The 25,401-nt window shown below is 38.3% G+C and carries 19 protein-coding genes and 2 pseudogenes; 18 read left to right on the forward strand and 3 right to left on the reverse strand.

The genetic code is table 11. From position 1 onward, the window contains the following. Nucleotides 1-157: 157 nt before the first annotated feature. Nucleotides 158-1,132 carry a S8 family peptidase gene (locus HNR31_RS16435; RefSeq protein WP_181557273.1) on the forward strand — a complete coding sequence of 325 codons (975 nt, stop codon included), beginning with the start codon at nt 158-160 and terminating at the stop codon, nt 1,130-1,132. Between the two features lie 599 nt (nt 1,133-1,731). On the opposite strand, the gene HNR31_RS16440 is transcribed toward HNR31_RS16435, so the two are convergent. Both HNR31_RS16440 and HNR31_RS16445 read right to left on the reverse strand, forming a co-directional pair. Continuing rightward, nucleotides 1,732-2,280, reverse strand: a complete 549-nt coding sequence (locus HNR31_RS16440) for a helix-turn-helix domain-containing protein (protein WP_181557274.1) — start codon at nt 2,278-2,280, stop codon at nt 1,732-1,734. A 20-nt stretch (nt 2,281-2,300) separates the two neighbouring features. Next, nucleotides 2,301-3,272 carry an alpha/beta hydrolase gene (locus HNR31_RS16445; protein WP_181557275.1) on the reverse strand — a complete coding sequence of 324 codons (972 nt, stop codon included), beginning with the start codon at nt 3,270-3,272 and terminating at the stop codon, nt 2,301-2,303. 1,233 nt (nt 3,273-4,505) lie between these two features. On the opposite strand from HNR31_RS16445, the gene HNR31_RS16450 reads away from it, so the two are divergent. Beyond that, nucleotides 4,506-5,390 carry a YitT family protein gene (locus tag HNR31_RS16450; protein WP_181557276.1) on the forward strand — a complete coding sequence of 295 codons (885 nt, stop codon included), beginning with the start codon at nt 4,506-4,508 and terminating at the stop codon, nt 5,388-5,390. A 588-nt stretch (nt 5,391-5,978) separates the two neighbouring features. Here HNR31_RS16450 and HNR31_RS16455 read toward each other — a convergent pair. Further along, nucleotides 5,979-6,770, reverse strand: a complete 792-nt coding sequence (locus tag HNR31_RS16455; protein ID WP_181557277.1) for a GNAT family N-acetyltransferase — start codon at nt 6,768-6,770, stop codon at nt 5,979-5,981. A 920-nt stretch (nt 6,771-7,690) separates the two neighbouring features. On the opposite strand from HNR31_RS16455, the pseudogene HNR31_RS16460 reads away from it, so the two are divergent. From HNR31_RS16460 to HNR31_RS16540, 16 genes and pseudogenes are all read left to right on the forward strand, one after another. After that, a pseudogene (locus HNR31_RS16460) lies at nt 7,691-8,328 on the forward strand (chloramphenicol acetyltransferase). 215 nt (nt 8,329-8,543) lie between these two features. Next, nucleotides 8,544-9,101 (forward strand): DJ-1/PfpI family protein, encoded by a 558-nt coding sequence (locus HNR31_RS16470; protein ID WP_181557279.1) that lies wholly within the window; start codon nt 8,544-8,546, stop codon nt 9,099-9,101. Between the two features lie 459 nt (nt 9,102-9,560). Beyond that, nucleotides 9,561-10,055 carry a ferritin family protein gene (locus HNR31_RS16475; RefSeq protein ID WP_220129582.1) on the forward strand — a complete coding sequence of 165 codons (495 nt, stop codon included), beginning with the start codon at nt 9,561-9,563 and terminating at the stop codon, nt 10,053-10,055. A 142-nt stretch (nt 10,056-10,197) separates the two neighbouring features. Beyond that, complete coding sequence (locus tag HNR31_RS16480) at nt 10,198-10,827, forward strand: YhbD family protein (RefSeq protein WP_181557280.1); 630 nt, start codon at nt 10,198-10,200, stop codon at nt 10,825-10,827. 4 nt (nt 10,828-10,831) lie between these two features. Next, entirely contained in the window at nt 10,832-11,536 is a 705-nt protein-coding gene (locus HNR31_RS16485) for a polymer-forming cytoskeletal protein (RefSeq protein WP_181557281.1), read from the forward strand. 13 nt (nt 11,537-11,549) lie between these two features. Next, nucleotides 11,550-12,281 (forward strand): polymer-forming cytoskeletal protein, encoded by a 732-nt coding sequence (locus HNR31_RS16490; protein ID WP_181557282.1) that lies wholly within the window; start codon nt 11,550-11,552, stop codon nt 12,279-12,281. Nucleotides 12,282-12,299: 18 nt separating this feature from the next. Further along, a complete protein-coding gene (locus tag HNR31_RS16495) occupies nt 12,300-13,838 on the forward strand; it encodes an MDR family MFS transporter (protein WP_181557283.1) in 1,539 nt (512 codons plus the stop codon). 203 nt (nt 13,839-14,041) lie between these two features. Beyond that, nucleotides 14,042-15,397: an MDR family MFS transporter gene (locus tag HNR31_RS16500; RefSeq protein WP_181557284.1), complete on the forward strand. Its 1,356-nt coding sequence runs from the start codon at nt 14,042-14,044 to the stop codon at nt 15,395-15,397. Nucleotides 15,398-15,547: 150 nt separating this feature from the next. Continuing rightward, nucleotides 15,548-17,254: pseudogene (locus HNR31_RS16505) on the forward strand (methyl-accepting chemotaxis protein). 173 nt (nt 17,255-17,427) lie between these two features. Continuing rightward, on the forward strand, nt 17,428-18,375 hold the full coding sequence (gene miaA / locus HNR31_RS16510) for a tRNA (adenosine(37)-N6)-dimethylallyltransferase MiaA (protein WP_181557285.1): 948 nt from the start codon (nt 17,428-17,430) through the stop codon (nt 18,373-18,375). Between the two features lie 33 nt (nt 18,376-18,408). Further along, nucleotides 18,409-18,633, forward strand: a complete 225-nt coding sequence (gene hfq, locus HNR31_RS16515; protein WP_181557286.1) for an RNA chaperone Hfq — start codon at nt 18,409-18,411, stop codon at nt 18,631-18,633. A 382-nt stretch (nt 18,634-19,015) separates the two neighbouring features. Beyond that, nucleotides 19,016-19,948 carry a stage V sporulation protein K gene (gene spoVK / locus HNR31_RS16520; protein ID WP_181557287.1) on the forward strand — a complete coding sequence of 311 codons (933 nt, stop codon included), beginning with the start codon at nt 19,016-19,018 and terminating at the stop codon, nt 19,946-19,948. 209 nt (nt 19,949-20,157) lie between these two features. Continuing rightward, nucleotides 20,158-21,717 carry a fatty acid--CoA ligase gene (locus HNR31_RS16525; protein WP_181557288.1) on the forward strand — a complete coding sequence of 520 codons (1,560 nt, stop codon included), beginning with the start codon at nt 20,158-20,160 and terminating at the stop codon, nt 21,715-21,717. Nucleotides 21,718-21,729: 12 nt separating this feature from the next. Further along, nucleotides 21,730-22,878: an acyl-CoA dehydrogenase family protein gene (locus HNR31_RS16530; protein WP_181557289.1), complete on the forward strand. Its 1,149-nt coding sequence runs from the start codon at nt 21,730-21,732 to the stop codon at nt 22,876-22,878. A 15-nt stretch (nt 22,879-22,893) separates the two neighbouring features. After that, the gene (locus HNR31_RS16535; RefSeq protein WP_181557290.1) at nt 22,894-23,973 is read left to right on the forward strand and encodes a CaiB/BaiF CoA transferase family protein; all 1,080 of its coding nucleotides are present in this window, start codon (nt 22,894-22,896) and stop codon (nt 23,971-23,973) included. A gap of 622 nt (nt 23,974-24,595) precedes the next feature. Then, nucleotides 24,596-25,051 (forward strand): GNAT family N-acetyltransferase, encoded by a 456-nt coding sequence (locus HNR31_RS16540; protein ID WP_181557291.1) that lies wholly within the window; start codon nt 24,596-24,598, stop codon nt 25,049-25,051. The last annotated feature ends 350 nt before the right edge of the window (nt 25,052-25,401 follow it).

Below are 25,401 nucleotides of genomic sequence, written 5' to 3' on the forward strand. Positions count from 1 at the left end.
TTGGCTTATAAATCAAATCATCAAAAAATAGACTAAAGAATCTATTTTATGGGACATGTTTATGATATTATTTATTTACAGAAAGTTCAGATTCTTTCTTTGATTGTTGGTGGAGTTGTACCTGTTTTAGCCATTTAATTTTTTAGGAGGGATTAGTATGGAAAATACTATTCGTTTGATTCCGTTTAAGATTGAAGAAAAGCTTGAGAGTGTAAAGGAAATCCCTGAAGGCGTCAATATGGTACAAGCACCTGAGATTTGGAAAGAAGGCATAAGAGGAAAAGACATTGTGATTGCTGTCATTGATACTGGATGTGATAGAGACCATCCTGATTTAAAAGATAGAATTATTGGCGGTAGAAACTTCACTACAGATGATAACGGTGATGTTGATAATTATTCAGATTATAACGGTCACGGAACACATGTGGCTGGAACAATCGCTGCAACAGAAAATGATCAAGGTGTAGTCGGTGTTGCCCCTGAAGCAAAACTATTAATTTTAAAAGTGCTGGCAAATGATCCAAACAACCCGGGGTCAGCAACTGGTAAATATGAATGGATTGTAAATGCAATTAACTACGCGATAGATCAAAAAGTAGATATTATCTCCATGTCATTAGGCGGCCCTTCCGATGTGCCGGAATTACATCAAGCAGTCAAAAGAGCTGTTGAAAACAATATTTTAGTTGTATGTGCAGCAGGAAATGAAGGAGACGGAAACGAAAGAACGGAAGAACTTTCTTATCCAGCAGCCTACAATGAAGTTATTTCAGTTGGAGCCATCAGCCTCGATGGTCAAATATCACGATTTACAAATTCCAATAAGGAAATTGATGTTGTTGCACCAGGAGAAAAAATTCTTTCCACTATTCCAGGCGGAAAATTCGCTGTTTTTAGTGGTACATCAATGGCAACTCCTCATGTTTCGGGAGCTTTGGCTTTAATCAAGCAATTATCTGAGAAAGAATTTGAACGAAATCTTACAGAGCCTGAGCTCTATGCTCAATTAATCAAACGTACAATGCCGCTGGGCTTTCCGAAAGCATTGGAAGGAAACGGGCTCGTTTACTTAACAGCACCGAATCTTTTAAGCAGACATTATGAAAAAACACAAGTCTCAAGCATATAAAACAGAATTTGAAGTTTTTGATTTTAAATAAACTGCGGTATTCACATAAGAAAGAGTGTTACTGCAAGTAAGATGAAAGTAATGGCAACGACTTCTTTCATCTGTTCCCCCTTGAAAAAGTAGGAATTTTTGTGCGCAGGCGGGTAGAAGGGTACGGAACAACTTATGAAAGAGATTGAACAATTTGGCGTTTAATTAAATCTCTGCTGTTTGGCAGGGGTTTTTCTTTTTTGCGTAGTATTATTTAGGAGGTAAGCCCATGTTTGAACTTATCGGCGAAATGAGTGGTCCTGCATGTTCGGAGCCGATTAGGATAGACGATAAATTAAACACCGTCATTCACCTCAAATTCCCACAACGCTGACTCTTAATCAAAGATGAAGCCCTCTTCAAGAAGATGCTCAAAAATATTCATTTTTCAAATTGAAGATAAGATCTTTCTTTGCTTCAAACCTTTTGCTAACTATTTCTGAAATGTAACTTAGAACATCTGTCCTTTCATACGAAGAAGGCAAGTGCTTCATGAGCACTTGCCTAAAAAAAGAGTGGATTTTTGGTGTATTTTATCCACTGCTATATTTGGAAAAGAACCTAAATTATTAATATTTTACTCTTTCTTCTGATTCTGGCATGGTAATCGAAGTGAAAATTCTTTTTTTGCGTTGTGGCGATGGTTTGTTATTCATTAACTTTTTCATCGCCTCACTAACGGTTTTAGCAAACTGGAAAAACTCTTCATCACTTGCATAAAATCGGGCTTGCCGAAAGCCCACTCCATCCTTTACTAAATCGATTTCCTCTCGGCTTAAATATCTTTCATAATCTGCTAAAATATTTGCGATAAATCTCATAAATATGTTCATATGTTCTTCACGACTCAATGACTGCAAATCTTCGTTTGTCAATCCACTTGACTCATTTGGCAAAGCATAAACTTTTTCAATCGTTCCCCGTATTTTTCTTTTTTCAACGATTTTAATCAATTCTGCTTCTTCTAGTTTTTTTAAATGACGATATAAAGAGGCTTGTGGAACTTCTGGGAGAAATTCCATCATCTCTTGCACAGTTAGACGTTTCCCACCAATAAGTGATTGAATGATCCGGATTCGAATTGGATGTAAAATAAGATCTGCTTTTGTTTCTTTCATATAAAGCACCTCATCGTTTTTTATTCAATAAGTGACGATTGTTCACTTTTGTAATGGTCATTTAACCATTTTTGTAAATAAAAACACAGCTCATCATGTAATGGTTTACTCGCGTTTTCCTTATATATCTTTTTTATTTTTAAAATATTGACTTCATCCTCTTGTTTCTTTAGCCCATGATCCATATTTTTTATTGTATAATACTCTAAATCTCCCTTCACTAATTTCGGCAGTCTATTTAATTTTTCTGGATTCGCTTGGATGTCTTTATCCCCTGTAATCGCTAAAGTTGAACATTCTACTTTTTCGAGATCTTGAAGAACATCATACTGTAAATGCTCCCGAAACCATTTTGCATTGATTTTCCGGAATTGAACTTTTATGACATCTTTATCTGTTTGCAATATTTTATTAAAAAGTGCTTCTGCCTTTTTCTCATTTTTTTGTTCAATATTTAACATTCGCATAAGCTTTCCCTTAATCCCTTTTAGATTGTTTAATGCTTGGTAAGCGAGTTTTCTTTGTCTTAATAACGCTTCTTGTAACCGTTCCCCTGCACCAGATAACAAAATAAGTCCATGTATTCGCTCGATTGTGTTTAATGCTACTGCAAGCGTGGTTCCTTCACTATGACCTAAAACAATAATTCGCTGATCGTCCACTGATGGATGGTTTTTTAAAAATTGGACAGCGCTTTTTGCATCATGGACGAGATCCCACATTCCTGCTGAAAAATAATCTCCCTCACTCTCGCCAATTCCTCTTTTATCATAGCGTAAAGTAATAAAACCTAATGAAGTGATAAATGATGCTAATTGCTTATACAAATTCAATTGTAACTTTCCTTTTGCATCGTTACCATCTCGGTTCAACGGACCTGATCCAGAAAGAATCAAAACAGCAGGATATTTTTGTTTTTTTTCATTTAACATTGATAGCGTCCCTCTTAATACGTTACCACTGCTTTCAAAAGAAATAGATTGTTCAATCATTTGAAATTCCCCTTTATTATTATTATCGATAATGATAATAATAATATATTCCGATTATTGCTTTGAAGTCAACTTTTTATAATTACCTTTTTCAAAAAATGTAACTTCTCTGCAAATAAGAACGTGTTGCCAAACACATAACGTATGAATCATGCCCATAAAAGCCCGCCGCCTTGTAAATTATATACAGTGACCAAAACCAAGGAGAGAATACTATCATGATTTTTAATTTAGTTACGGAACATGTAATGAATCACGAAATCAATCCTCTTTTAGAAACATTATTTTGATACATCAATTCAGACAATTATATTTCTCATTTATAGTTCTAAATAAGCAGGAATTATACTGGGTTCCCCCATCAACGGCCGCATAGTAAGGAACGGAAAGATGCCTATGACCGGGTTTTTCCTGTCTTTTTGAATAAAAAAGAAATTTAGTGATCAGGAAATAAGTGAGCTGTGTGCATTTATTTGTTTTACAATGGCATCTCAATATTTTGGAGTTACGATGAACTTTAAAGCCAAATGAAAATCTTGAAAGAGATGAGTAAAATTTTTTAGGAAAAAGAAGGGAAGAGTAGGACTCCTGTTTTTTTGAGCACGTGACTACCGAACTGACCACACATATGATAAACAATAATGAAGATGTACAATGTTTGAGTTAGTTAAATTGCTTGAATTCAGCGCAAAATAAAATGCGAAAGTTGTTAATCAAGCGGATGATGTTAAACATATAGGCACAAAAATCTTATTATCCTAAGACTTTGCGCTTTATTCTTTGTGATTTGACCATATTTTGATCACACCGCTTGACTTCGTGAAGTTCTTAGTGCTCTTTCAACATGATTGTACTATTGTAGCTGCATATCAGGAGTCACGAGAGGATAGATGTCCACGGTCATCTCGATAGATGAATGGCCAAGACGTTTAGAAACGATTTTCGGGTATTCCACCGACTGAAGAATAATCGTTGAAACGAATTTTCCTTACCTCTGTCTTTTCAATCATCTTGTCGAAGCGATTATAAACATAATTGGGATTTTGCGAATCACCTGTTGAATTAACTGTAGAAATGGAAGAGACGCTGGAAATTCCCAGTGAAAGCGCGGTAGCGGGAATAAATGTACAAAAAGGAAGCGATGAGAATCGCATGTGCAACATTTTTAACATCATAATAAATTTTTGCTATAATAAAATGTACAGAATTATTCTATAAAAAGGAGGAACACAATTGACTGAACTGAGCAAGGTACAGATTCAACATCAACGCTTATCTAAAGCTAAAATCGTTAAAAGGGCAACTGCCATTTTTATCGGTGCTGTTCTAATGGCAGTAGGGCTGGAAATCTTTTTAGTCCCTAATAAGGTTATTGATGGGGGAATAACAGGCATTTCAATTATGCTTTCGCATATTACGGGTTTGCGTCTTGGAATTTTTATTTTTCTTTTAAACCTTCCGTTCTTTTTTATGGGATATAAGCAAATTGGAAAAACTTTTGCTGTTTCCACATTGTTTGGGATTACCGTTTTATCCATTTTTACCTCTCTGTTTCATCCTGTTCCCGCCTTCACAGAAGACATTTTATTAGCTACCATTTTTGGGGGAATGATTCTCGGAATAGGAGTAGGTCTCGTCATTCGTTATGGTGGCGCTTTGGATGGCACTGAAATACTCGCTATACTCATGAACAAAAAACTCCCTTTTTCCGTTGGCGAGATCATTATGTTTTTTAATATTTTTATTCTTGGTGCTGCCGGGTTTGTCTTTACTTGGGATAGAGCGATGTATTCAATTTTAGCCTATGTGATCGCTTTTAAAACGATTGATGTTGTCATTAAAGGATTAGATGAATCAAAATCGGCATGGATTATTAGTGATAGCCCTGAAACCATTGGGAACGCCATTATGAACCGATTAGGGCGCGGTGTTACATATTTGAGCGGAGAAGGTGCATTCTCTGGTGACGATAAAAAAGTGATATTTTGTGTAATTACTCGTCTTGAGGAAGCAAAACTTAAAGAAATTGTCGAGGAAAATGATCCGAATGCTTTTTTAGCTATAGCAGATATGGCTGAAGTACGTGGCGGACGTTTTAAGAAAAGAGATATTCATTGATGTGTCTTTTTCCTAAATTACTAACAAAACTACCATTGAACTACTCCTACTTTCATTGTAATCCTCCCCTGCACATTATAAGTGGGTGTCTTCTCGCTTATTTTAGATAGAACTTAGATATTCGCAATTTTTACATGTTATACACGCTTATATAGAAGGCTTTTAAATGCCCTTCAATTAAAGCGGTAACTCAAATGGTATATAGCAGAAGGAAAAGGTGATGAAGAATATCTCATCAAAAGTGGTAACGGATGTAATAAAGCAATCGGCCGAAGTATGTCTTACAACATTTTGCGGAAGGGTGCTGAACGATACCATTTAGAAGAGATCGGAACCACATACTCCGCCAAACATTCGGTTATATTTAACCATTAATTAATAAAAATTGCATTAAAACACATCTGTCTCAATCGAGTTCAATGGGCCGAGCCATGGCGAAATCTAAGATCTAAAGGATATTGGCTGGTAAGGCGTCTGTTACATTTCAGTGTCGATTTTTAGATCACCGAAAAAAGACCGATTTAATCGGTCTTTTTTTAGCATTCTTCTTCATTATTTCTTTCGTTTGTTGGACGGTGAATGAGAGAACTACATTCTTCTAACAAATATCGAGTATTCGGTAGGGGTATCGAACCCTAATTTTTTTGCTAACTTTATTGAGGCTAGGTTATTAACGTCACAGTCCCATCTTGGAATAAAATCATTTTTTAAGCAATGATCAATAAATGCCTTAGCAGAAATAGAAGCTAAACCATTCCCCCTATATTCTTTGCGGGTTGCAATATCAATTTCAGCTATTGTATTACCAACAAATATCGATGTGCATTCACTCACAACTCTTTCGTTATGTAAAACACAATACCCAAAACCATTTGCAAGAAAATTTGATACGGATCCCCAGTATTCTTCATAGTAGGTATGAGTAAATTCAAAGCTATTTTTGATCGTATTTTCGTCTATTCTTGTTACAGTAAACTCTTTGGGAATTTGTAATTGTTCAAAAGAATATTGATTCGGACTAAAAGCAAATGAGTATCTTTTCATTTGTATTGTTTCGTCTTCAAATAATTTATTGATTACTTTATCCCATTTTTTAGCGGACGAAAATAAAGTAAATCGAGCTTTCTTTTCCTGTACTTTATTTATATAAAACGCTTGGAGTGAATGATTAAAGTTATTGTTAGTTTCATCGCCAACAATAAAATAAATACCAGACTTTGTTCCGACTAACACTGATTTCGGACATTCTGAGTTATCTACATACACAACTCCTGGGATAATACAATTCAAGACAGAGTAACAAAATGTTGGACAAGTCTGTGCATGGTTGCTTACTAACGGTAATACCTTTTTAAATTCACTATCTTTTAATTCTTCCAATTCAACTCACCATCCGTATTGACAAAAATTAAGTAATTTTTGTTTTTTATGAATTATTATACATAAAATTATGAAGTGTGTAATTCATTTTTTATGTAATTTGTTAAATACAGTAATAATAGGGGGAGCGGATTACCTATAAATTGAAACAATTCACATTGAATAAAGCTTATGATTTTCATAATTATCCGGAAATACTTAGATATCCTTGTGAAGGAGGAAGATATAGAATTATTTCAATAATTTTGTAAGCCAAAAATGAAACATCAAGTAATAATGGAACATTCAAAAAACGTTTCTAGTGGATGAAGCAATATAAGATACTCGAGGTGAAGGGAACTTAATTCTACTTTAAATCAATCGATGTTTATTACTTGTTATAGCGTGTTTGCAGCATTTAGAAAAACCTTGCATCTATGCTTGAATTTTGAAGACAGAAAATAGTTTAAAAGATACCAAGGAAAGAGGTATCGAAAAGTATTTGAGACTGGAATGTCCAATGGATGAACGTCTTTTTAACGGATATATTGGGCTAGTACTAATGTAAATCAAATTTGGAACTTTATTGTTAGAAGAGGTAAAAGAAAAGCATGGTTTGCAGGTTAAGAAATAGTGGTAGGTTTTTATCAGGATTCGGAAGGCCCCTTGCTTTAACGATGATATTGTCCATAGACTGGTTAGGCGTCACTCATAAGAGCGGCGTTCTTATTTTTCTATAAAAGGAGATGTTGGGTATGACAGGCATGAACGAGTGAAACGGATTGGTTGTTAAAGTGGATGTTGATGTATCCGATGCATGAAAAGATTGTCTGTTTTCTTCCTTAAATCGTGATTTGCGATATTACATTAATGAGCGGAGTGTTAGTGGAAGAAGGGGGTGTGTATATCAAAAAGAATAAAATAAATAGGAGGTGTTTTTTATGCCCTTGATTTGCTTAGAAGGTGCAAGTGCAGTCGGAAAAACAACAACGTGTAGCGAAATTGAAAAGAGATACCATGCTTACATTATTCCGGAGGTGAATTTTTTATTTGAACGACCCAAAGTCGAGAGCCGGACTTGGTATGTTGAACGTCAAGTTGAACGTTGGCAGATTGCTCAAGAAAAACTCATTATACACGATATAGTGATTTTTGATGGAGATATTTTTCAGCCGCTTAGTTATAATTGGTGCTTTGATTTTCAAGTATTTAATCAAAGTTTGGAGTTCCTTGCAGATTTTTATCGAAAAAAATTCTTGAAAAGAAAATCGGGTTTCCTGATAAATATTTTTACCTTTTTACTAATCACGAAAATTTGAGACATCGTAAAGAAAATGATATATCTCGCAAAAGAGGTAATTTTGAAAAACATTTAGGAATTGCGGCATCGCATCAACGATATTATGAATCTCTAAACAATATTGTACCAAATTATGTTCAACTGATTGAGGCCGAAAGTGTTGATAACAATGTTGAGGCAATTATGGAGAATATATCTTATCGTTCAGATTGGAAAACTCCTTATTCATTAAATTTATTCGATGGCATTGTAGAATGGTTAACGAATAATAAAGCCTAAAAATTTTTTATATTTATTGATGGATTTAGTTTGTGGTTTCACTTGCGAAAAGAGCCAAAATTTATGTTGAGATTTTTAAATGACGAACCCCGTGAAGCAGATCATACGTTTTACTCCGATCGGGGCGGCGTTTTTTTATTTAAAGGGTTTCATTGAAGATATTGCTGGTTTTCTTAATTCAATGAACGACAGTGTAACAAAAGGTGGAGAAGAAGATGAAGGTGTCTTTTATTATTTTTGAAGGGGTAACGGCTTTAGATTTTGTTGGTGTCTATGACTCAGTAACTAGACTAAAAACAATGGGTTTTATACCAGACTTAGAGTGGGATGTCTGTTCATATTCTGAAGAAGTAAAAGATGGTACGGGTCTGCGTTTTACGCCTACAAAAGTGGGACAATCCCTCCAAAATTATGATATCATTATTGTTCCAGGTGGATTTGGTACTAGGAAGTTGGTTGAGGATAATGATTTTATTCAATGGCTTAAAACGTCGGAATCTTGCAAATTAAAAGCTTCCGTTTGTACGGGGGCTCTGCTTCTTGGAAGTGCAGGATTTTTGGAAGGGAAAACAGCAACTACACATCCGAATGCTTTTAACGATCTAAAAAAATATTGCACTGTTTTGGATCAAAGAATTGTTGATGAAGGAAATATTATCACAGCAAGAGGTGTTTCTTCATCAATTGATTTAGGATTATATCTATGCGAAAAACTTGCAGGCTACGAAGCTAAAGAAAAAATTCGAATTCAGATGGATTATCGGACATCTTAGTTATCCTGCGGGGATAACTTTTATTGGCAAGCTGAGCCTGATTGTTTTGAGAAGGCTCTTTTTTGTTCATTTGATACGCTGTTTTATCAGTCAGAGAGATGGATGAATCCAAATAAAAAGAAGGAGGAGTCATTCGACTTGATTATGTGTCCACCAAATGACCGCACCGGGAGCGTTAAAAAATCATGAAGATGTATGGTTTTTTTAGCGTTTGAGTTAACAAAATTGCTGGAATTCAGTGCAAAATCAATTATTCTGTTAAGATACGACAGTCGTTAATGAAACAGAAGAGGTAAACATATAAGCGCTAAACCCTTATTATACCAAGGTTTTGCGCTTTATTTTTAAATTGGTAACACTTGATTAGGCGTAAGACGTTCATTCATATGGACGTACACCTATTTTAATGTGATTCATAGCATAAACTGACGGATATTGACAAGAAGGAGGGGGAGAAGGTTGTACCATTATCATCAAATATACGGATATAATCCTTATTCTACTTATTATAGCGTACAACAAAATAGCTTTTTGGAAAGAAATCATGGGGGAAAGTCGCAAAGAGTTTTTCGGGCTATACTTGACGCAATCAAGTCCGAAGCGGCAGCGATTGATTTTTACACTCGACTAATTCGATTGGCACCAAATGCACAGCATCAAAACGATATTCGCCATGCGTTAGAAGATGAAAAAATTCATTTAAAGCAGTTTACCGAACTTTACATCAATCTTACAGGTCAACAGCCTGTTTACAATGTAGAAAAAACAACGTTTCACTCTTATGAAGAAGGTCTTAAAATAGCCTATAAAGATGAATTAGAAGCTTATGAGGAATACCGAAATAGTTATTTATTAACTCAAGATCCTCTTATAAGAGATGTATTTTTCAAAGCGTTTACGGACGAAATCGAACATGCGATTCGTTTTGGTTTTTTGATTTTGAAACCACACTAAATACGCAAATCGCGGTTTTCTCATATAGTGAGAATATAATACAAATGGGAATTTTGCACACAATGGAGTTCCTGTTTGTATTTTTTTATTTACAACGTAACATTGTTATGTTACATTTTTATCGTGAAGGGGGTGTTCAAAAATGGAACAAGAGTTAATTTCGAAAAAAGAATTATTAGAATTAACAGGGATTTCTTATGGACAGCTTTACCGATGGAAGAGAAAAAAATTAATTCCTGAAGAATGGTTCATTCGAAAATCGACGTTTACAGGGCAAGAAACGTTTTTTCCGAAAGAAAAAATACTATCAAGAATAGAAAAAATTAAAAATATGAAAGATGATTTATCATTGGATGAATTAGCGAGTATGTTTTCTCCTAATCCTGCGGCAATTACTCTCAGTAAAGAGGAATTCACAAAACGTAACATTGTTTCGTTAACGACGTTTCGTTTTTATATAGAACAAAAAGGAGAACAGGGAGCATTTTCGTTTGCACAACTATTACAAATGTATGTACTTGAAAAACTTCTTCAAACAGGAGACGTGAGTTTAGAAGAGGGAAAACTTTTATTAGATGTATTAGAGAATCATTACTCAAAGATTCAAGGACGAAGTTGTGAGTTACTTTTCATACGCAAGATGGGGATATCGATATGGATGTTAGTTGCAAATGGAAGCGATGTGTACTTTGAAGAAGGGGTTAAAGTCGTCGTCCGACTTCATTTACCAAGTTGTATAGAGGAATTAAAAATGAAAATTTCGGAGGGATAAACAGGTGGAAAGGCCGGATTTAGTAATCGCAGGTGTTGGTAATGCTTCAGGAGGAGTTTACAACTTAGTAAAAATCGCTGGACATGGAAAGTTGCACGGTGACATTGATTGTATTGATTTTAACATTCAAGGAAATGCCACGATTCACGGAAATGTGAAAGCGAAAGTTACGAACATATCTGGTCGGGCTCATATGATCGGAACATTGCGATCGGAGCAGATTAAAATTCAAGGAAATGCCAGCATTCATGGCGACATAGAGTGTAAAGAAATTCGTTTCCACGGAAGAGGGGACGTGAAAGGGAATGTAATGGCAGAAGAAGTGTGCATTCATGGAGAAACGGAAATCGTTGGAGATTGTGCCGCAGAAGTGTTTGATGCAAGCGGTAGTTTTACGATCGGAGGATTATTAAATGCGGGAAACATTCATATCAAACTGTTCGGAAATTGCCGAGCAAAAGAAATTGGAGGGGAGAAGATTGAAGTAAAACAACAAGGAATGACGTTTTTTAAAAAGTTATTTCTTCATGTCGGATTGACTGCAGAAAGTATCGAAGGGGACGAGATTTATGTAGAACATACAAAAGCAAAAGTAGTGAGAGGTAATCAAGTGATAATCGGTCCTGGTTGCGACATAGAGCTTGTTGAATATAAAGATGCGTTTCAATGTGATAAAGGAGCGAAAGTCGGCAGCTATAAAAAAATATGAAGGAGAGACAGTTATGGGAAATCATCATCCGCGTCATCTAACGGTGAATGGCTCGGCCATGACTTCTGGAGGAACGTTCAACAAAGTAAAAATTCGTGGAGATGGCACAATCAATGGTGACTTGCGTTGTGATCAATGGAAGGTATTTGGAAATGCTGATGTAAGCGGAAATGTCGAAGCGAAGACGGTAGACGTTTTCGGTCAAGCAAATATAAGAGGGAATGCTGAAGTAGGATCAATAAAAATTTTTGGTGAGATGGATATACATGGATATTCTGTCATAAAGGATTTAAATCTTCGCGGAGTGGTTCGTATTAGTGAAAATTTAGTGGGTGGAGCGATTCATGGTTATGGAGAAATAAAGATAGACCATGATTGTGAAGCGGACTCTTTTTCTGTAAAAGGAGTTGTTGAGGTTGGCAAGACGTTAAATGCCGAACACATTGATCTTTATCTTCATGTCGCAGATAGCCGCATTGCTGAAATTGGTGGAAAAACAATTCGTGTTACAAAGAGTAAGGTATTTAATGTTCTTCATTTTCTGAAACGATTGTCTCATGATTCGGCAAAGCTATGGGTAGAAACGATTGAAGGAGATGAGATTTATTTAGAGCATACAAACGCCAAAATCGTAAGAGGCAACCACATCATCATTGGTCCCGGCTGCGATATAGAGCTTGTAGAATATCAAGAAAGTTTTCAACAAGATGAAAAAGCAACGGTGAGAGAAAGCAAAAAAATATAAATTTAGAAGGGGATTGTTATGGAAAGGAAAGAACCGAGAATCGGATGGATTGTTGTTGGTTTATTATTAGGAATTTTCGTGGCGTCCATGGATAATACGATTGTTGCGACAGCGATGGCGACGATTGTCGCTGATTTAGGAGGACTTGACAAGTTTGTTTGGGTTACATCCGCTTATATGGTTGCTGAGATGGCGGGTATGCCTATTTTTGGAAAACTATCGGATATGTACGGGCGAAAACGGTTTTTTATATTTGGATTAATCGTCTTTTTAATTGGTTCGATGTTATGTGGTATTGCCCAAAACATTGTACAGCTTAGCATTTTTCGAGCAATTCAAGGGATTGGTGGCGGTGCCCTAGTTCCGATTGCGTTTACGATTATGTTTGATATTTTTCCGCCGGAACAACGAGGGAAAATGGGCGGTCTTTTCGGTGCGGTATTTGGCTTGTCCAGTATATTTGGTCCGCTGCTCGGTGCCTATATTACTGATTATTTGAATTGGCGCTGGGTGTTTTATATTAACATCCCGCTTGGTTTTCTATCATTCTTATTGTTGGCCTTTTTTTATCGCGAGTCACCGAAACATACGAAGCAAAAAATTGATTGGTTGGGAGTTATGACGCTCGTTCCAGCGATTGTATGTTTAATGTTTGCCCTTGAACTAGGTGGAAATAAATATGAATGGGATTCTCATATCATCATTAGTTTATTCTCTGCTTTCGCTGTTTTATTTTTGCTGTTTCTTTATGTGGAGGCGAAAGCACAAGAGCCGATTGTCTCCTATCATATGTTTAGAAAGCGTTTGTTTGCCGCCAGCAATCTTGTTGGCTTTTTTTCTGGAGCAACATTTATTGTCGCAACTGTCTACATTCCGCTCTTTATTCAAGGAGTGACGGGCGGTTCGGCAACGAATTCTGGATTAATTTTGTTGCCGATGATGTTAGCGACGACCGTATCTGCGCAATTAGGTGGGTTTTTGGCGAGTAAAATGAGTTACCGCAACGTCATGATCATTTTTACAGCGGTGTTTGTGATTGGTATGTTTTTGCTTAGCACCATTACGACCGAAACGTCACGCCTTACGGTTACGTGGTATATGATTATTACGGGATTAGGGATTGGGTCCTCTTTTTCCGTATTAGGGATGGCGGCGATCCACCATTTTCAAGAAACAGAAAGAGGAGCGGCTAGCTCGACTAGCTCCTTTTTACGGTCACTTGGAATGACGATTGGTATTACAATATTTGGGATCATCCAACGAAATCTGTTTACTGATCGATTAACTGACGTGTTTAAGGGAATGTCGCATGGAGTGCAAAGCATGAATGTTCAAGATCCTCGAGCGATTCTTTCTCCGGAAGCACGTGTGCACATTCCAGCCCCTGTGCTTGAAAAAATCACAGCAGCGTTATCTTCTTCCATTGCTCATACGTTTATGTGGAGCCTTATTCCGGCATTGCTTACGTTTTTATTTGTGTTTTTCATGACGAATGACCGATTAACGATGACTTACACTACACAATCATTCAAAGAAAATGAAGAAAATGTAAATTAATATATTTTTTCATCTATCTCAGCGAGGCGTCATATATCTAGTCGAAAGATCGGATCCAAAAATAGTCCGAGCCCTTTCTATAATAAATAGAAGGGGCTCTTTTTTTTCTGAGGAATGTTTTAAGCATTTTTTTTGTAGAAAAACAAATTCATCATGTAAAATAAAATATTCCAATAACAGAGAAAAAAAGGAGGATACATAACGTGAACAGTCGGACTTCGGTTATGGTAAGCATCGTTCTGGCGATGCTAGTGGCATCGATGGATACGACGATTATGAATACGACGATGCCGATTATTGCAAAGGAATTAGGAGGTTTTTCGCTTTATGCTTGGTCGTTTGCTTCATATATGATTACGACGACCGTTCTTTCCCCAATCGCAGGGAGACTATCCGACATTTTTGGTAGAAAGAAAGTGTTTAGCTTTGGAATTGGACTCTTTTTAATCGGGTCACTCCTCTGCGGGATGTCACAAAGCATGATACAACTTGTTATATTCCGTGCGATTCAAGGGATTGGAGCTGGATTTATGATGCCGTTTCCTGCGATTATTGCTGGAGATTTATTCCCTATTGAAAAGCGGGGGAAAATTCAAGCATTTTTTACCGCGATGTGGGGGATTTCTGCTGTTCTTGCGCCCCTATTAGGCTCTTTGTTCGTGGAGTATATGTCATGGCGCTGGATTTTTTATGTCAATATTCCGATTTGTCTTCTTTCTTTATTGACGTTGTTGCCGTATAAGGAAGTGTACGAGCCCAAAAAAGCAGCGATTGACTATATCGGTGCTGTATTGTTTGCGCTGGCGATTAGCTTGCTTCTGCTTGTTACGGTTGTCAAAAGCAACCAATGGATTTACATTGTCATTGGAGCATTGGTGCTTGTTGTTTTTTATATGTATGAGAAAAAGCAAGTCTCGCCTCTTGTTCCGTTATCGTTAGTTCATCATCAAACATTGAAATGGATGAATATCAATGGGTTTGTCAGTTGTGTTGCACTGTTTGGAACATCGAGCTACATCCCGCTATTTTTACAAAATATCGCACATCAATCTGTATTTGTAAGCGGTGTTGCTCTTCTTGGGGCATCGATTGGCTGGATGATCGCCGCTGTACCAGCCGGAAAATGGATCTTACAATATGGCTATCGTTTCTTATTGATCATCGGCAACCTTCTTCTCGTGATATGTGGATTATTGCTGGCACTTTTAAATGAACATCATGGTTTCTTTTATGTGTTTTTTGTGATGTTCATTCAAGGATTGTCGTTCGGTCTTACTTCGACTGTCGGTATTATCGGCTCACAACAGTTAGCGAAGGCGCATGAAAAAGGAATTGCCACGTCATTTTTCATGTTTTGCCGGAATATCGGAACCGCGATCGGGGTCACGATTATGGGAGCATTCTTAACAAAAGCGGTTGATTTTATGACTGGAATCCACCATTTATTTTTATTTGGATTTGCCGGCAGTCTTGTTGCCTTATTGACATCCTTTTTGATCCAAGATGAGCCAACAACAAACAAGAAAAATATCGCGGAAGGCAAAGAAATGATTCAATAAAGCATGGAAAAACTCAATAGCTCTTTTCCGATAAAAAAGATAGAATAGGAAGGAATCTTTAAAAAATTTGACGGTTTTCGCCTAGTTGGTTTCTTTCTATTCATGTTTCAACAAAGTCTGAGTTGCTTGAAGAAAAAAAGATATGGGTGAATGGAGGACCTCGCTGTGAAGATGACAGTAAGAAAAAAGCTGTTTGCTGGGTTTTCGGCTGTTTTAGCTATTTTAGCTGTAATCGTTGCGATGGCTTATTATGAAATTAAATTAATAGACAATCGTTATATAAACTTAGTTGATGATAAAGTAAAAAAATTAGTGTCAGTCCAATAATTGGAAACTATCATTAAGCAAGAACAGGGAAGTATGCGCGGGTATTTAATTACTGGTGACGATACATCATTAACAAACTTTAATAAAGCTCATGATGAATATGGACAATTAAGTAATGAATTAGCAAAAACGCTCACTCAAACCGAAGCAAAGGAGCTGCTTGTACGTTTAGATTAATTGGAACTGGAATTTTACCAATTTGGGAAAGAAGTGTTTCAACTAAAACGCCAAAATAATGTACAACGCTATACGGAATTAGTTGCTACAAAATGTCGAGAAATCATGAAGCAGTTTGACGAAACGGCTGATCAATTAACAAAATTGCAGCAACGTTCATTAGACGAAGGCAGTCGTTCAACCACTTTAAGAGCGCAATCTATTCAGAATTGGATCATTATTTATGGACTTGTTGCTATGTTAGTCGGTGCATTCGTTGCTTTTTATATTAGCCAGATCATTTCCCGTCCTGTGATGGCGCTGTCGGAAGCTGCAAAACAAATTGCTGCTGGAGATCTTACAGGTGCTGAAATTAAGGTGAAAAATAGAGATGAAATTGGTGAATTAGCAACATCATTTAACCAAATGGCGAAACATTTGCGAGAAGTAATTCGAGAAGTGGTGATGAATGCAGAGCAGGTAGCAGCATCGTCTGAGCAGTTGACAGCAAGCGCAGAACAAACAAGCAAAGCGACCGAGCAAATTGCTGTAACAATGCAGGATGTAGCTTTAGGAGTAGAAAAACAAGTCCAAAGCGTAGAAAAAACATCGGAAACGGTTCAAATCATGTCAAAAGGTGTTCACCACATTGCTGAGCGGGCTCAAAATGTAGCCGCAATCGCTGGAAATACTTCAGAAAAAGCGTTAGAAGGCGGAGAAACGATTCGAACAGCTGTTGATCAAATGAACTCCATCAACGAAACGGTAACGAATTTAGCAAGCGTTGTAAAAGGGCTAGGAGAACGTTCTGAACAAATCGGGAAAATTATTGAAGTCATTACAGGGATTGCGGAGCAAACGAATTTGTTGGCATTAAACGCAGCGATTGAAGCAGCACGGGCAGGTGAACACGGACGAGACTTTGCTGTCGTAGCAGATGAAGTTCGAAAATTAGCGGAGCAATCGGCGGAATCTGCGCAACAAATCTCGGCGCTTATTGCGACGATTCAACAAGAAACAAATGAAGCCGTTCAATCGATGGCAATAGCGACAAAAGAAACAGCGAATGGAATTCATGTTATTCATACAGCCGGGAAAACATTTGGTCAAATTAAAGAAGCCATTAATGAAGTGGCGGCACAAATCCAAGAAGTTTCTTCCTCGGTCCAACAACTGTCTGCAGGGGCTGAGCAAATTGTTCAGTCTATGCAATTGATCAGTAACATCGCCGAATCAGCGGCTGCAGAAACGCAAGAAGTATCAGCAGCAACGGAAGAGCAATTAGCTTCCATGGAGGAAATCTCTTCCTCTTCTGTTTCGCTATCCAAAATGGCGGAAGACTTACAACACCTCGTTCAGAAATTCAAAATATAATGGTATGGTTTGTTCACTTGAGGATCTTGCCTGTAGGCGGGATCCTTTTATGTATCTTTGTTTATTGCTTTCTATGATTAATGGTTTCGTAGAAAACATCGTGATATTTTTTGCTATGCTTGGGTATAATAAATAAGTGTTACACAACTGTATAGAAAGTAGTGGTTTCGTTTATGGGAGAGAAATTGGTTGTTATTATTGGTCCGACGGCTGTAGGGAAGACAAAAATGAGCATCGAACTTGCGAAACGGTTAAATGGGGAAATCATTAGCGGCGATTCGATGCAAATTTATAAAGGAATGGACATTGGTACAGCGAAAATCAAACCGGAAGAAATGGAAGGAATCCCGCATCATTTGCTTGATATTAAAGAGCCGGATGAATCATTTTCTGTTGCTGAATTTCAGCAGCTCGTTCGCCCGTTAATTCGCGAGATTACGAGGCGTGGAAACTTGCCAATGATCGTTGGCGGAACCGGTCTCTATATACAATCCGTGATTTACGATTATCGTTTTTCTGATGCTCCTTCTAATGAAACGTATCGCCGTCATCTAGAATGTATCGCTGAGGAAAAAGGGGGGATGACCCTTCATGAAAGGTTAAAAAAAATCGATCCGCAAAGCGCAGAGCGAATTCATCCACATAATGTACGTCGTGTCATCCGTGCGCTAGAAGTTTACCATTGCACGGGAAAAACGATGACGGAATGGCAAAAAACACAAACTCCCGAGCTTCTTTATGACGTCGCATTAGTTGGGTTAACAATGGAGCGGGAGCAATTGTACCGTCGCATTGACGAGCGGGTTGATCAAATGATCGCTGAAGGATTGCTTCAAGAGGTAAAATCCTTATATGAGCAGGGAATTCGCGACTGCCAATCGATTCAAGCGATCGGGTATAAGGAATTTTATGCATATTTAGATGGACACATGTCTTGGGAGGAAGCAGTGGAACAGTTAAAACGAAATTCGCGTCGTTATGCGAAACGACAGCTTACATGGTTTCGCAATAAAATGCCTGTCCAATGGTTTGATATGACCGATCTCTCAGCCTTTGCGGAGAAAACCGAGGAAATTTTGCGTTACATAGCAGGAAAGCTTCGATTAGAAGCGAATATATAAAAAGTAGGTAGAGAGAAAAGAGGAGGACGATTCATGAAAAATTCAATTAACATTCAAGACCAATTTTTAAACCAATTGCGTAAGGATGGCACACAAGTAACTGTATTTTTGCTTAATGGCTTTCAACTTCGCGGCTTTGTAAAAGGGTTTGATAATTTTACGGTTCTTTTGGAAGTACAAGGCAAACAGCAGCTTATTTATAAGCATGCTATTTCTACGTTTGCCCCAGAAAAGAATGTTCAGTTTGAAACTGAATAAACGATACAAAAAGCGGAGAGTTGCCTAGATAAAGAGGAATTCATATGGAAGGCAATTTCTCTATCATTGGTATACATGTTTCAAAGTATCCGCCTGTGAAAGGCGGATACTTTTTTTATTCGTAAAAACAAATGTGGACGAATACAATATACAAAAAATATTTCTCGGGAAAGCGCAAAAATAGACAGTGAATGTCGGAATGTGTCGTCGTTTCCTTGTTCCTAGGCGATTGTCACGAATTCGCGATGATGTACGTATACTGATAAGGAACGAAAAGGGGATATGGTATATAGTGTTTACAAACGGGATGGAACGTATATCGAAGAATGTAATCTTGATATGCGCCCAAGGACTGAAAATGTTAAAGTGAGGTGACGTTCCTTTGTCAGAATTAACGATGAATAAGGCAAAAGGACAAATTAATATCGTCTTAAACTCAAAGAATAGCAGTCATTTAGTAAAAGATGAGCGGAACGAGCAATTTAATTACGAAGAACATATTGTGTTAAAAGAAATTCAAAAAGAATTAGATCAGCTCATCGGATTAGAAAACGTCAAAAAAATTATTAAAGAAATTTATGCGTGGTTATACATTAATAAAATAAGAAAAGAGAATGGTTTGAAGTCAAACAGACAAGCGCTGCACATGATTTTTAAAGGCAATCCCGGCACAGGCAAAACGACGGTGGCGCGTTTATTAGGAAAATTGTTTTTCGAAATGAATGTTCTCTCAAAAGGACATTTTATCGAAGCAGAGCGTGCGGATTTAGTGGGAGAATATATCGGACATACAGCCAATAAAACAAGAGATTTAATTAAGAAGGCTCGCGGCGGCATTTTGTTTATTGATGAAGCGTACTCATTGGCGCGCGGAGGGGAAAAAGATTTTGGAAAAGAAGCGATCGACACCCTTGTAAAAGGAATGGAAGATTATTGTGAAGATTTAGTCGTCATTCTTGCCGGATATCCAGCAGAAATGGATTATTTTCTTTCCTTAAATCCAGGACTACCGTCGCGATTTCCATTAATTATTGAGTTTCCTGATTACACTGTGGATGAATTAGTGAACATCGCCAAACAAATGTTGCGCGAGCGCGAGTATGAATTTACGTTTGAAGCGGAACGGAAACTGTATTACCATATTGAAGAGTTGCTTGAAGCGAAAAACCATAAAAAGTTTAGTAATGGTCGCTATGTGCGAAACTTAATCGAAAAAGCAATTCGCAAACAAGCGGTACGCTTGTTACATGAAGGACGTTACGATAAAAAAGAACTCATGCTTATTCGTGACCGCGATCTAATCGTCGGCTCATAGGAAAGGAGGGTTTGTTTATGACCTTCCTTATTTTTGTTGTATAAAAGGATTTTTCGCTGGTACGTAGAATTTGATAAATGAGGGAAGGTGCATATTAAACATTCAGAATAATTTAAATAGATATTCGATTGTGTAATATTCGTTTTCCCTTCTCTATAAGATGGTAATGGCTCTTTTATACGATGAAACGGTAAAGGGGGAAGAGAAAGTTGTATGTAACCATTGGTGAAGTATTTTCACAGACGGTACGAAAATTTCCGAAGAAGGAAGCGCTTGTCGATGTCAGTAAAGGACTTCGCTACACATATGAACAATGGGAAACGGAAGTAAACCGGTTGGCCAACGCCTTGATCGAGGCCGGCGTGAGAAAAGGGGATCGCGTTTCCACTGTTCTGTTTAATACGAGCGAATTGGCAACGATTTTTTTTGCTTGCGCCAAAATCGGAGCGATTTTTAATCCGATTAATTTTCGGTTGAAGGAAAAAGAAATCGCTTACATTTTTAGCGATGCCGAACCGAAAATCGTTCTATTTGAAAAAGCGGTTGAGCCGCACATAACAAGCATTCACGAAACATTCCCTCACATTTCGTTTTGGTACATTGACGAAGACACACCAAACTATGCAACGAATTACCACGAACGCGTCAAACAAGCTCCAGCAACATCTCCCCGCATCGGCGTATCAGAAGACGATATTTACGCGATTATGTATACAAGTGGGACAACGGGAAGGCCAAAAGGAGTGATGCATCGCCATCGCGATATGATCGAACAAAGTCTTATTTGTAATTCAGTAATGCACATTCGCGATACAGATCGCGGGCTTGTCAGCGCTCCGATGTTCCACTGCGCAGAATTGCATTGCTGTTTTTTGCCGCGCGTTCATGCCGGAGCAACAAACATCATCCTCCATCATTTTGATCCGAAGCAAGTATTGCGTGTAATTGAACAAGAAAACATTACCGTTTTCTTTGCTGCCCCGACAATGTGGAATATGCTTTTGCAAGAGAGGCTTGAAGACTATGATTTGTCATCGCTTCGTGTCGGATTGTACGGCGCTGCTCCCATGGCTCCAGTCCTTGTAAAAGAATGTAAGGAACGATTAGGAATCGATTTAATTCAAGCATATGGAATGACCGAAATGGGACCTGCGGTGACGTTTTTATTTGAAAATGAACAATTGACAAAAGCCGGTTCTGCGGGGCGTGCTTGCTTAAACCACGAAATTCGTATCGTAAAGCCGAGAGAGGAAGGACCGTCCGACCCGGATGACGTATTGCCGCCGGGGAAGGTGGGGGAAATTGTTGTGAAAGGTCCATGCATGATGATCAGTTACTACAACCGTGAAGAAGCCACCACAAAGGCGATGTATAAAGGCTGGTACCATTCTGGAGATTTAGGATATATGGACGAGGACGGCTATTTATATGTTGCTGACCGTGTCGATGACATGATTATTAGCGGCGGTGAAAACGTATATCCGCGCGAAGTGGAGGATGTCTTATACGAACATAAAGGCGTGCTTGATGTCGCCGTTCTTGGAGAGCCAGATGAAACATGGGGAGAAAAAGTTGTCGCGTTTGTCGTGAAAAAAGATCCGTACTTAACAGCAGAAGAGTTAGAAGAGTTTTGTAAAAACAGCGATAAACTAGCTGCTTACAAACGGCCGCGTGCTTACTACTTTGTTGGCGCATTGCCGCGTAACGCAAGCGGGAAAATTCAAAAGTTTTTGCTTCGTGAACAAATGAAAAAAGCAACGTCATCGTAGAGGAGGAAAGAAATGACGGCCGCTTATTTACGCGAAGAACATCACATGTTTCGTTATGCTTTTCGCAAATTTTTAGAAAAAGAAGCATACCCGTACTTCTCGCAATGGGAAAAGCAAGGAATCATTCCGCGAGCGTTTTGGACGAAAATGGGGGAAAATGGCTTTCTCTGTCCTTGGGTCGATGAAACCTATGGCGGATTGAACGCCGATTTCGCTTACTCTGTCGTTATCAACGAGGAATTAGAGAAAGTTGGTTCAAGCATGGTCGGAATTGGTTTGCATAATGATATTGCCGTTCCGTATATTGCCGCCTATGGAACAGAAGAGCAAAAACAAAAATGGTTGCCGAAGTGTGTCTCCGGTGAAATCATTACAGCGATTGCGATGACAGAGCCTGGGGCCGGCTCTGATTTAGCGGGGATTTCTACAACGGCAATCAGAGATGGCAATTTCTATATTGTCAACGGACAAAAAACGTTTATTACAAACGGCATTCATGCCGATGTAGTCATCGTCGTCTGTAAAACAAATCCGAACGCCAAACCGGCCCATCAAGGAATTAGCTTGCTTGTTATCGAGCGCGATACCCCCGGATTTACGCGTGGCAGAAAATTAGAAAAAGTCGGGCTGCACGCCCAAGATACCGCAGAATTATTTTTCACTGATGCGAAAGTTCCAGCGGAAAATTTGCTCGGTGAAGAAGGAAAAGGATTTTATTATTTAATGGAAAAGCTGCAACAAGAACGGCTTGTTGTGGCGATTGCTGCGCAAACAGCGGCAGAGGTGATGTTTGACTTAACGAAACGATACGTGAAACAGCGAACGGCGTTTGGACAAAGAATTAGCGAGTTCCAAACTGTTCAGTTTCGCCTTGCGGAAATGGCGACAGAAATCGCGTTAGGAAGAACGTTTCTCGATGATGTCATTGAACAACATATACTTGGGCGAGATGTCGTAACAAAAGTATCGATGGCCAAATGGTGGATTACCGAAATGGCAAAACGTGTGGCTGCTGAAAGTATGCAGCTTCACGGCGGCTATGGTTACATGGAAGAATACGAGATTGCTAGACGATACCGTGACATTCCGGTCAGCGCGATTTACGCTGGAACAAACGAAATTATGAAAATGATTATTGCAAAAAACCTCGATTTAGTCTAGAAGGGAGCTGATGGTTTGCTGGAAGGCGTTAAAGTCATTGATTTTTCTCACTACCTTCCCGGTCCGTTTGCAAGCCTTCGTTTAGCCGATTTAGGCGCTGAAGTCGTAAAAGTTGAACCACCGACCGGCGATTTGGGGCGCTCGCTAGCTTATCTATTTGAAGCAAATAACGCAAACAAAAAAAGCATTGTTCTCGATTTAAAAAAGGAAGCCGACTTACAAATCGCCAAAGATCTTATTAAACAGGCGGATATCGTCATCGAAAGTTTTCGTCCGGGAGTGATGAACCGGCTTCGACTTGCTTATGAGGACGTTCTCTTGATCAATGAAGCGATTATTTATTGCTCTATTACCGGTTATGGACAACAGGGAAAATGGGCCTCTTTCGGCAGTCACGATCTCAACTATATGGCAGTAACCGGTGTATTGGCTCAGCTGAAAGACAAAACAGGACGTCCCGTTCATCCTTCGCTTACATTCGCCGATTTGATCGGCAGCATCGTAGCTGTCGAGCAAATTGTTGCCGCGCTTTATCACCGCGAGCGAACGGGAAAAGGAATGTACATCGACCTTTCTTTACTAGATGGGCTGCTGGCGATGATGAACAGCCATTTTGTTATCGAGCATTATACCGGAAAGAAAAACGGAATTGAACAGCTTGCCGGAACGATTATTTCTTATTATATATACGAAACAAAAGACGGGCGATACATGAGTCTAGCCGCGCTTGAAAAGAAATTTTGGAAAAACTTTTGCCTTGCTGCCGGGAAACCGGAATGGATCAACTACCATCATTCCCCTGCCAGAAAAGAAAATCCCGTTTTTCAGGAAATCGTACAATGGTTTAAAACAAAAACGCTTCCAGAATGGATTGAATTTAGCCAAACTGTCGATTGCTGTCTCACTCCGGTTTTGGAGGCAGGAGAGGCGAAAGCATGGTTTTCTAAAGAGGACTATCGAAAAATGATTCATATTACGAAAGAGCGGATTGATGTTGCGACCCGTTATGACGATCAGATATTTACAAAGAGGAAGCAGGCGCCGCAGCAAGATGAGCATCGACAAGAGATCATTGAAAAATGGCAAAAGGAGTGAATGACGATGATGGATGCTCTGCTGAATATTTCCACAATGCCTGAAAGAGCAGAAACATTTTTTCAAAAAAGCAAGTCATTTACGAATGGAACATGGTATCGTTTGGCACACCTGTGATGTATAATCGGAGGAACTGGGACCACTGCTTAACCTTTCAAACGCGCCCGTTACAAAGTCAAGTGCCCTACGTCCATTTCCTCCCCCCTGTTTCGAAGTCGGTGGCCGGTACGCGAATAGGTCTATTAGAGTTTCCATTTGGCATTATGATTCACCCCCTATACAACATAGTGTGTGGAGTATGACATATAGAATAATAGGGAATAGGAGGGAATTACAATACATTCCCCCACGAAACTAAATGATGTATAGGGGGTGCTCTTAAAGGGGTTTCTCTTATGATGATTACATCACGGTTATTAGGACCACTACTTGCATAGTGCTTATTCTAGGTGCTATTTATGTAGCGTGGTTTACTAAATTTACTTCTTCAACTCCCATGGAAGAACGAATGAACTTCCATCATCCGTGGTGAAGGCTGCTTCATGGTTGGCTAACGGGTAATATTATTTAATAAAAATGTATGTGATAAAATCAAGCAAGAAACTTTTTTGGGGGGAGAGTTTTGGAAATTAATACTGAACGTTTATTAATTGTTCCGTGTACTTTAGAAAATTACTATAAATTATCCAATCAATATGATACGGGACCTCATATTGAAATGTATTTGGAGCAGTTAAAGAGAGATTCTTCCGTTGAAGGTTGGGGGGGTTGGTTTGTCATACTTAGGGAGAATAATCAAGTTATTGGTGATATTGGATTCAAGGGAAAACCTAATGACCAGAAGACAGTGGAGATAGGGTACGGTATCATTCCAACTGCACAAAATCAAGGTTTTGCAACAGAAGCAGTTCAAGGACTAATTGATTGGGCATTTTCTTCTGGACAAGTAGAGAAAGTTATTGCTGAATGTTTAGAAGACAACGTTGCATCCATCAGGGTTCTTGAAAAGGTGAGAATGGAAAGAACCTCTGCTAAAGGTGAAATGTTATATTGGGAATTGGAGAAACCTTTTAAGTAATAAAGCCAAATTTTGAAGATACATTATTCAAGTAACGAGAACCATGTAAATGAAAAGAGATAAGAAAAAGCATCGCCGTCAATTTTTACGACGGTCTTTTTCATATATCTAAAAAATCCACATTGAAATTTTACAAAGCTTATTAAAGTGACGGAGGACTGAAAGAAAAATGACAGAAAGATGACAGATTTTTTTGTTTTCGACGTGTTATGATTGTGTCATGGATATTTTGTTTGAAGCAGGGCGTCACTCCAATGAAGTGACCCCTGTCAAGTAGACAGGAATAAAAAAGAACATTTAAGCAGCCTGAGTCCTATATTCATAAGGACTCAGGTTGTTTAATTTTTTTT

This window comes from Thermaerobacillus caldiproteolyticus (assembly GCF_013761245.1).
Lineage (GTDB): Bacteria > Bacillota > Bacilli > Bacillales > Anoxybacillaceae > Thermaerobacillus > Thermaerobacillus caldiproteolyticus.

Bases quoted from the DNA above. Each gene is read 5' to 3' on its own strand.
- HNR31_RS16435 (WP_181557273.1), top strand. From the start codon at position 158: ATGGAAAATACTATTCGTTTGATTCCGTTTAAGATTGAAGAAAAGCTT.
- HNR31_RS16440 (WP_181557274.1), bottom strand. From the start codon at position 2,280: ATGAAAGAAACAAAAGCAGATCTTATTTTACATCCAATTCGAATCCGG.
- HNR31_RS16445 (WP_181557275.1), bottom strand. From the start codon at position 3,272: ATGATTGAACAATCTATTTCTTTTGAAAGCAGTGGTAACGTATTAAGA.
- HNR31_RS16470 (WP_181557279.1), top strand. From the start codon at position 8,544: ATGAAGGTGTCTTTTATTATTTTTGAAGGGGTAACGGCTTTAGATTTT.
- HNR31_RS16480 (WP_181557280.1), top strand. From the start codon at position 10,198: ATGGAACAAGAGTTAATTTCGAAAAAAGAATTATTAGAATTAACAGGG.
- HNR31_RS16490 (WP_181557282.1), top strand. From the start codon at position 11,550: ATGGGAAATCATCATCCGCGTCATCTAACGGTGAATGGCTCGGCCATG.
- HNR31_RS16495 (WP_181557283.1), top strand. From the start codon at position 12,300: ATGGAAAGGAAAGAACCGAGAATCGGATGGATTGTTGTTGGTTTATTA.
- miaA (WP_181557285.1), top strand. From the start codon at position 17,428: ATGGGAGAGAAATTGGTTGTTATTATTGGTCCGACGGCTGTAGGGAAG.
- hfq (WP_181557286.1), top strand. From the start codon at position 18,409: ATGAAAAATTCAATTAACATTCAAGACCAATTTTTAAACCAATTGCGT.
- HNR31_RS16530 (WP_181557289.1), top strand. From the start codon at position 21,730: ATGACGGCCGCTTATTTACGCGAAGAACATCACATGTTTCGTTATGCT.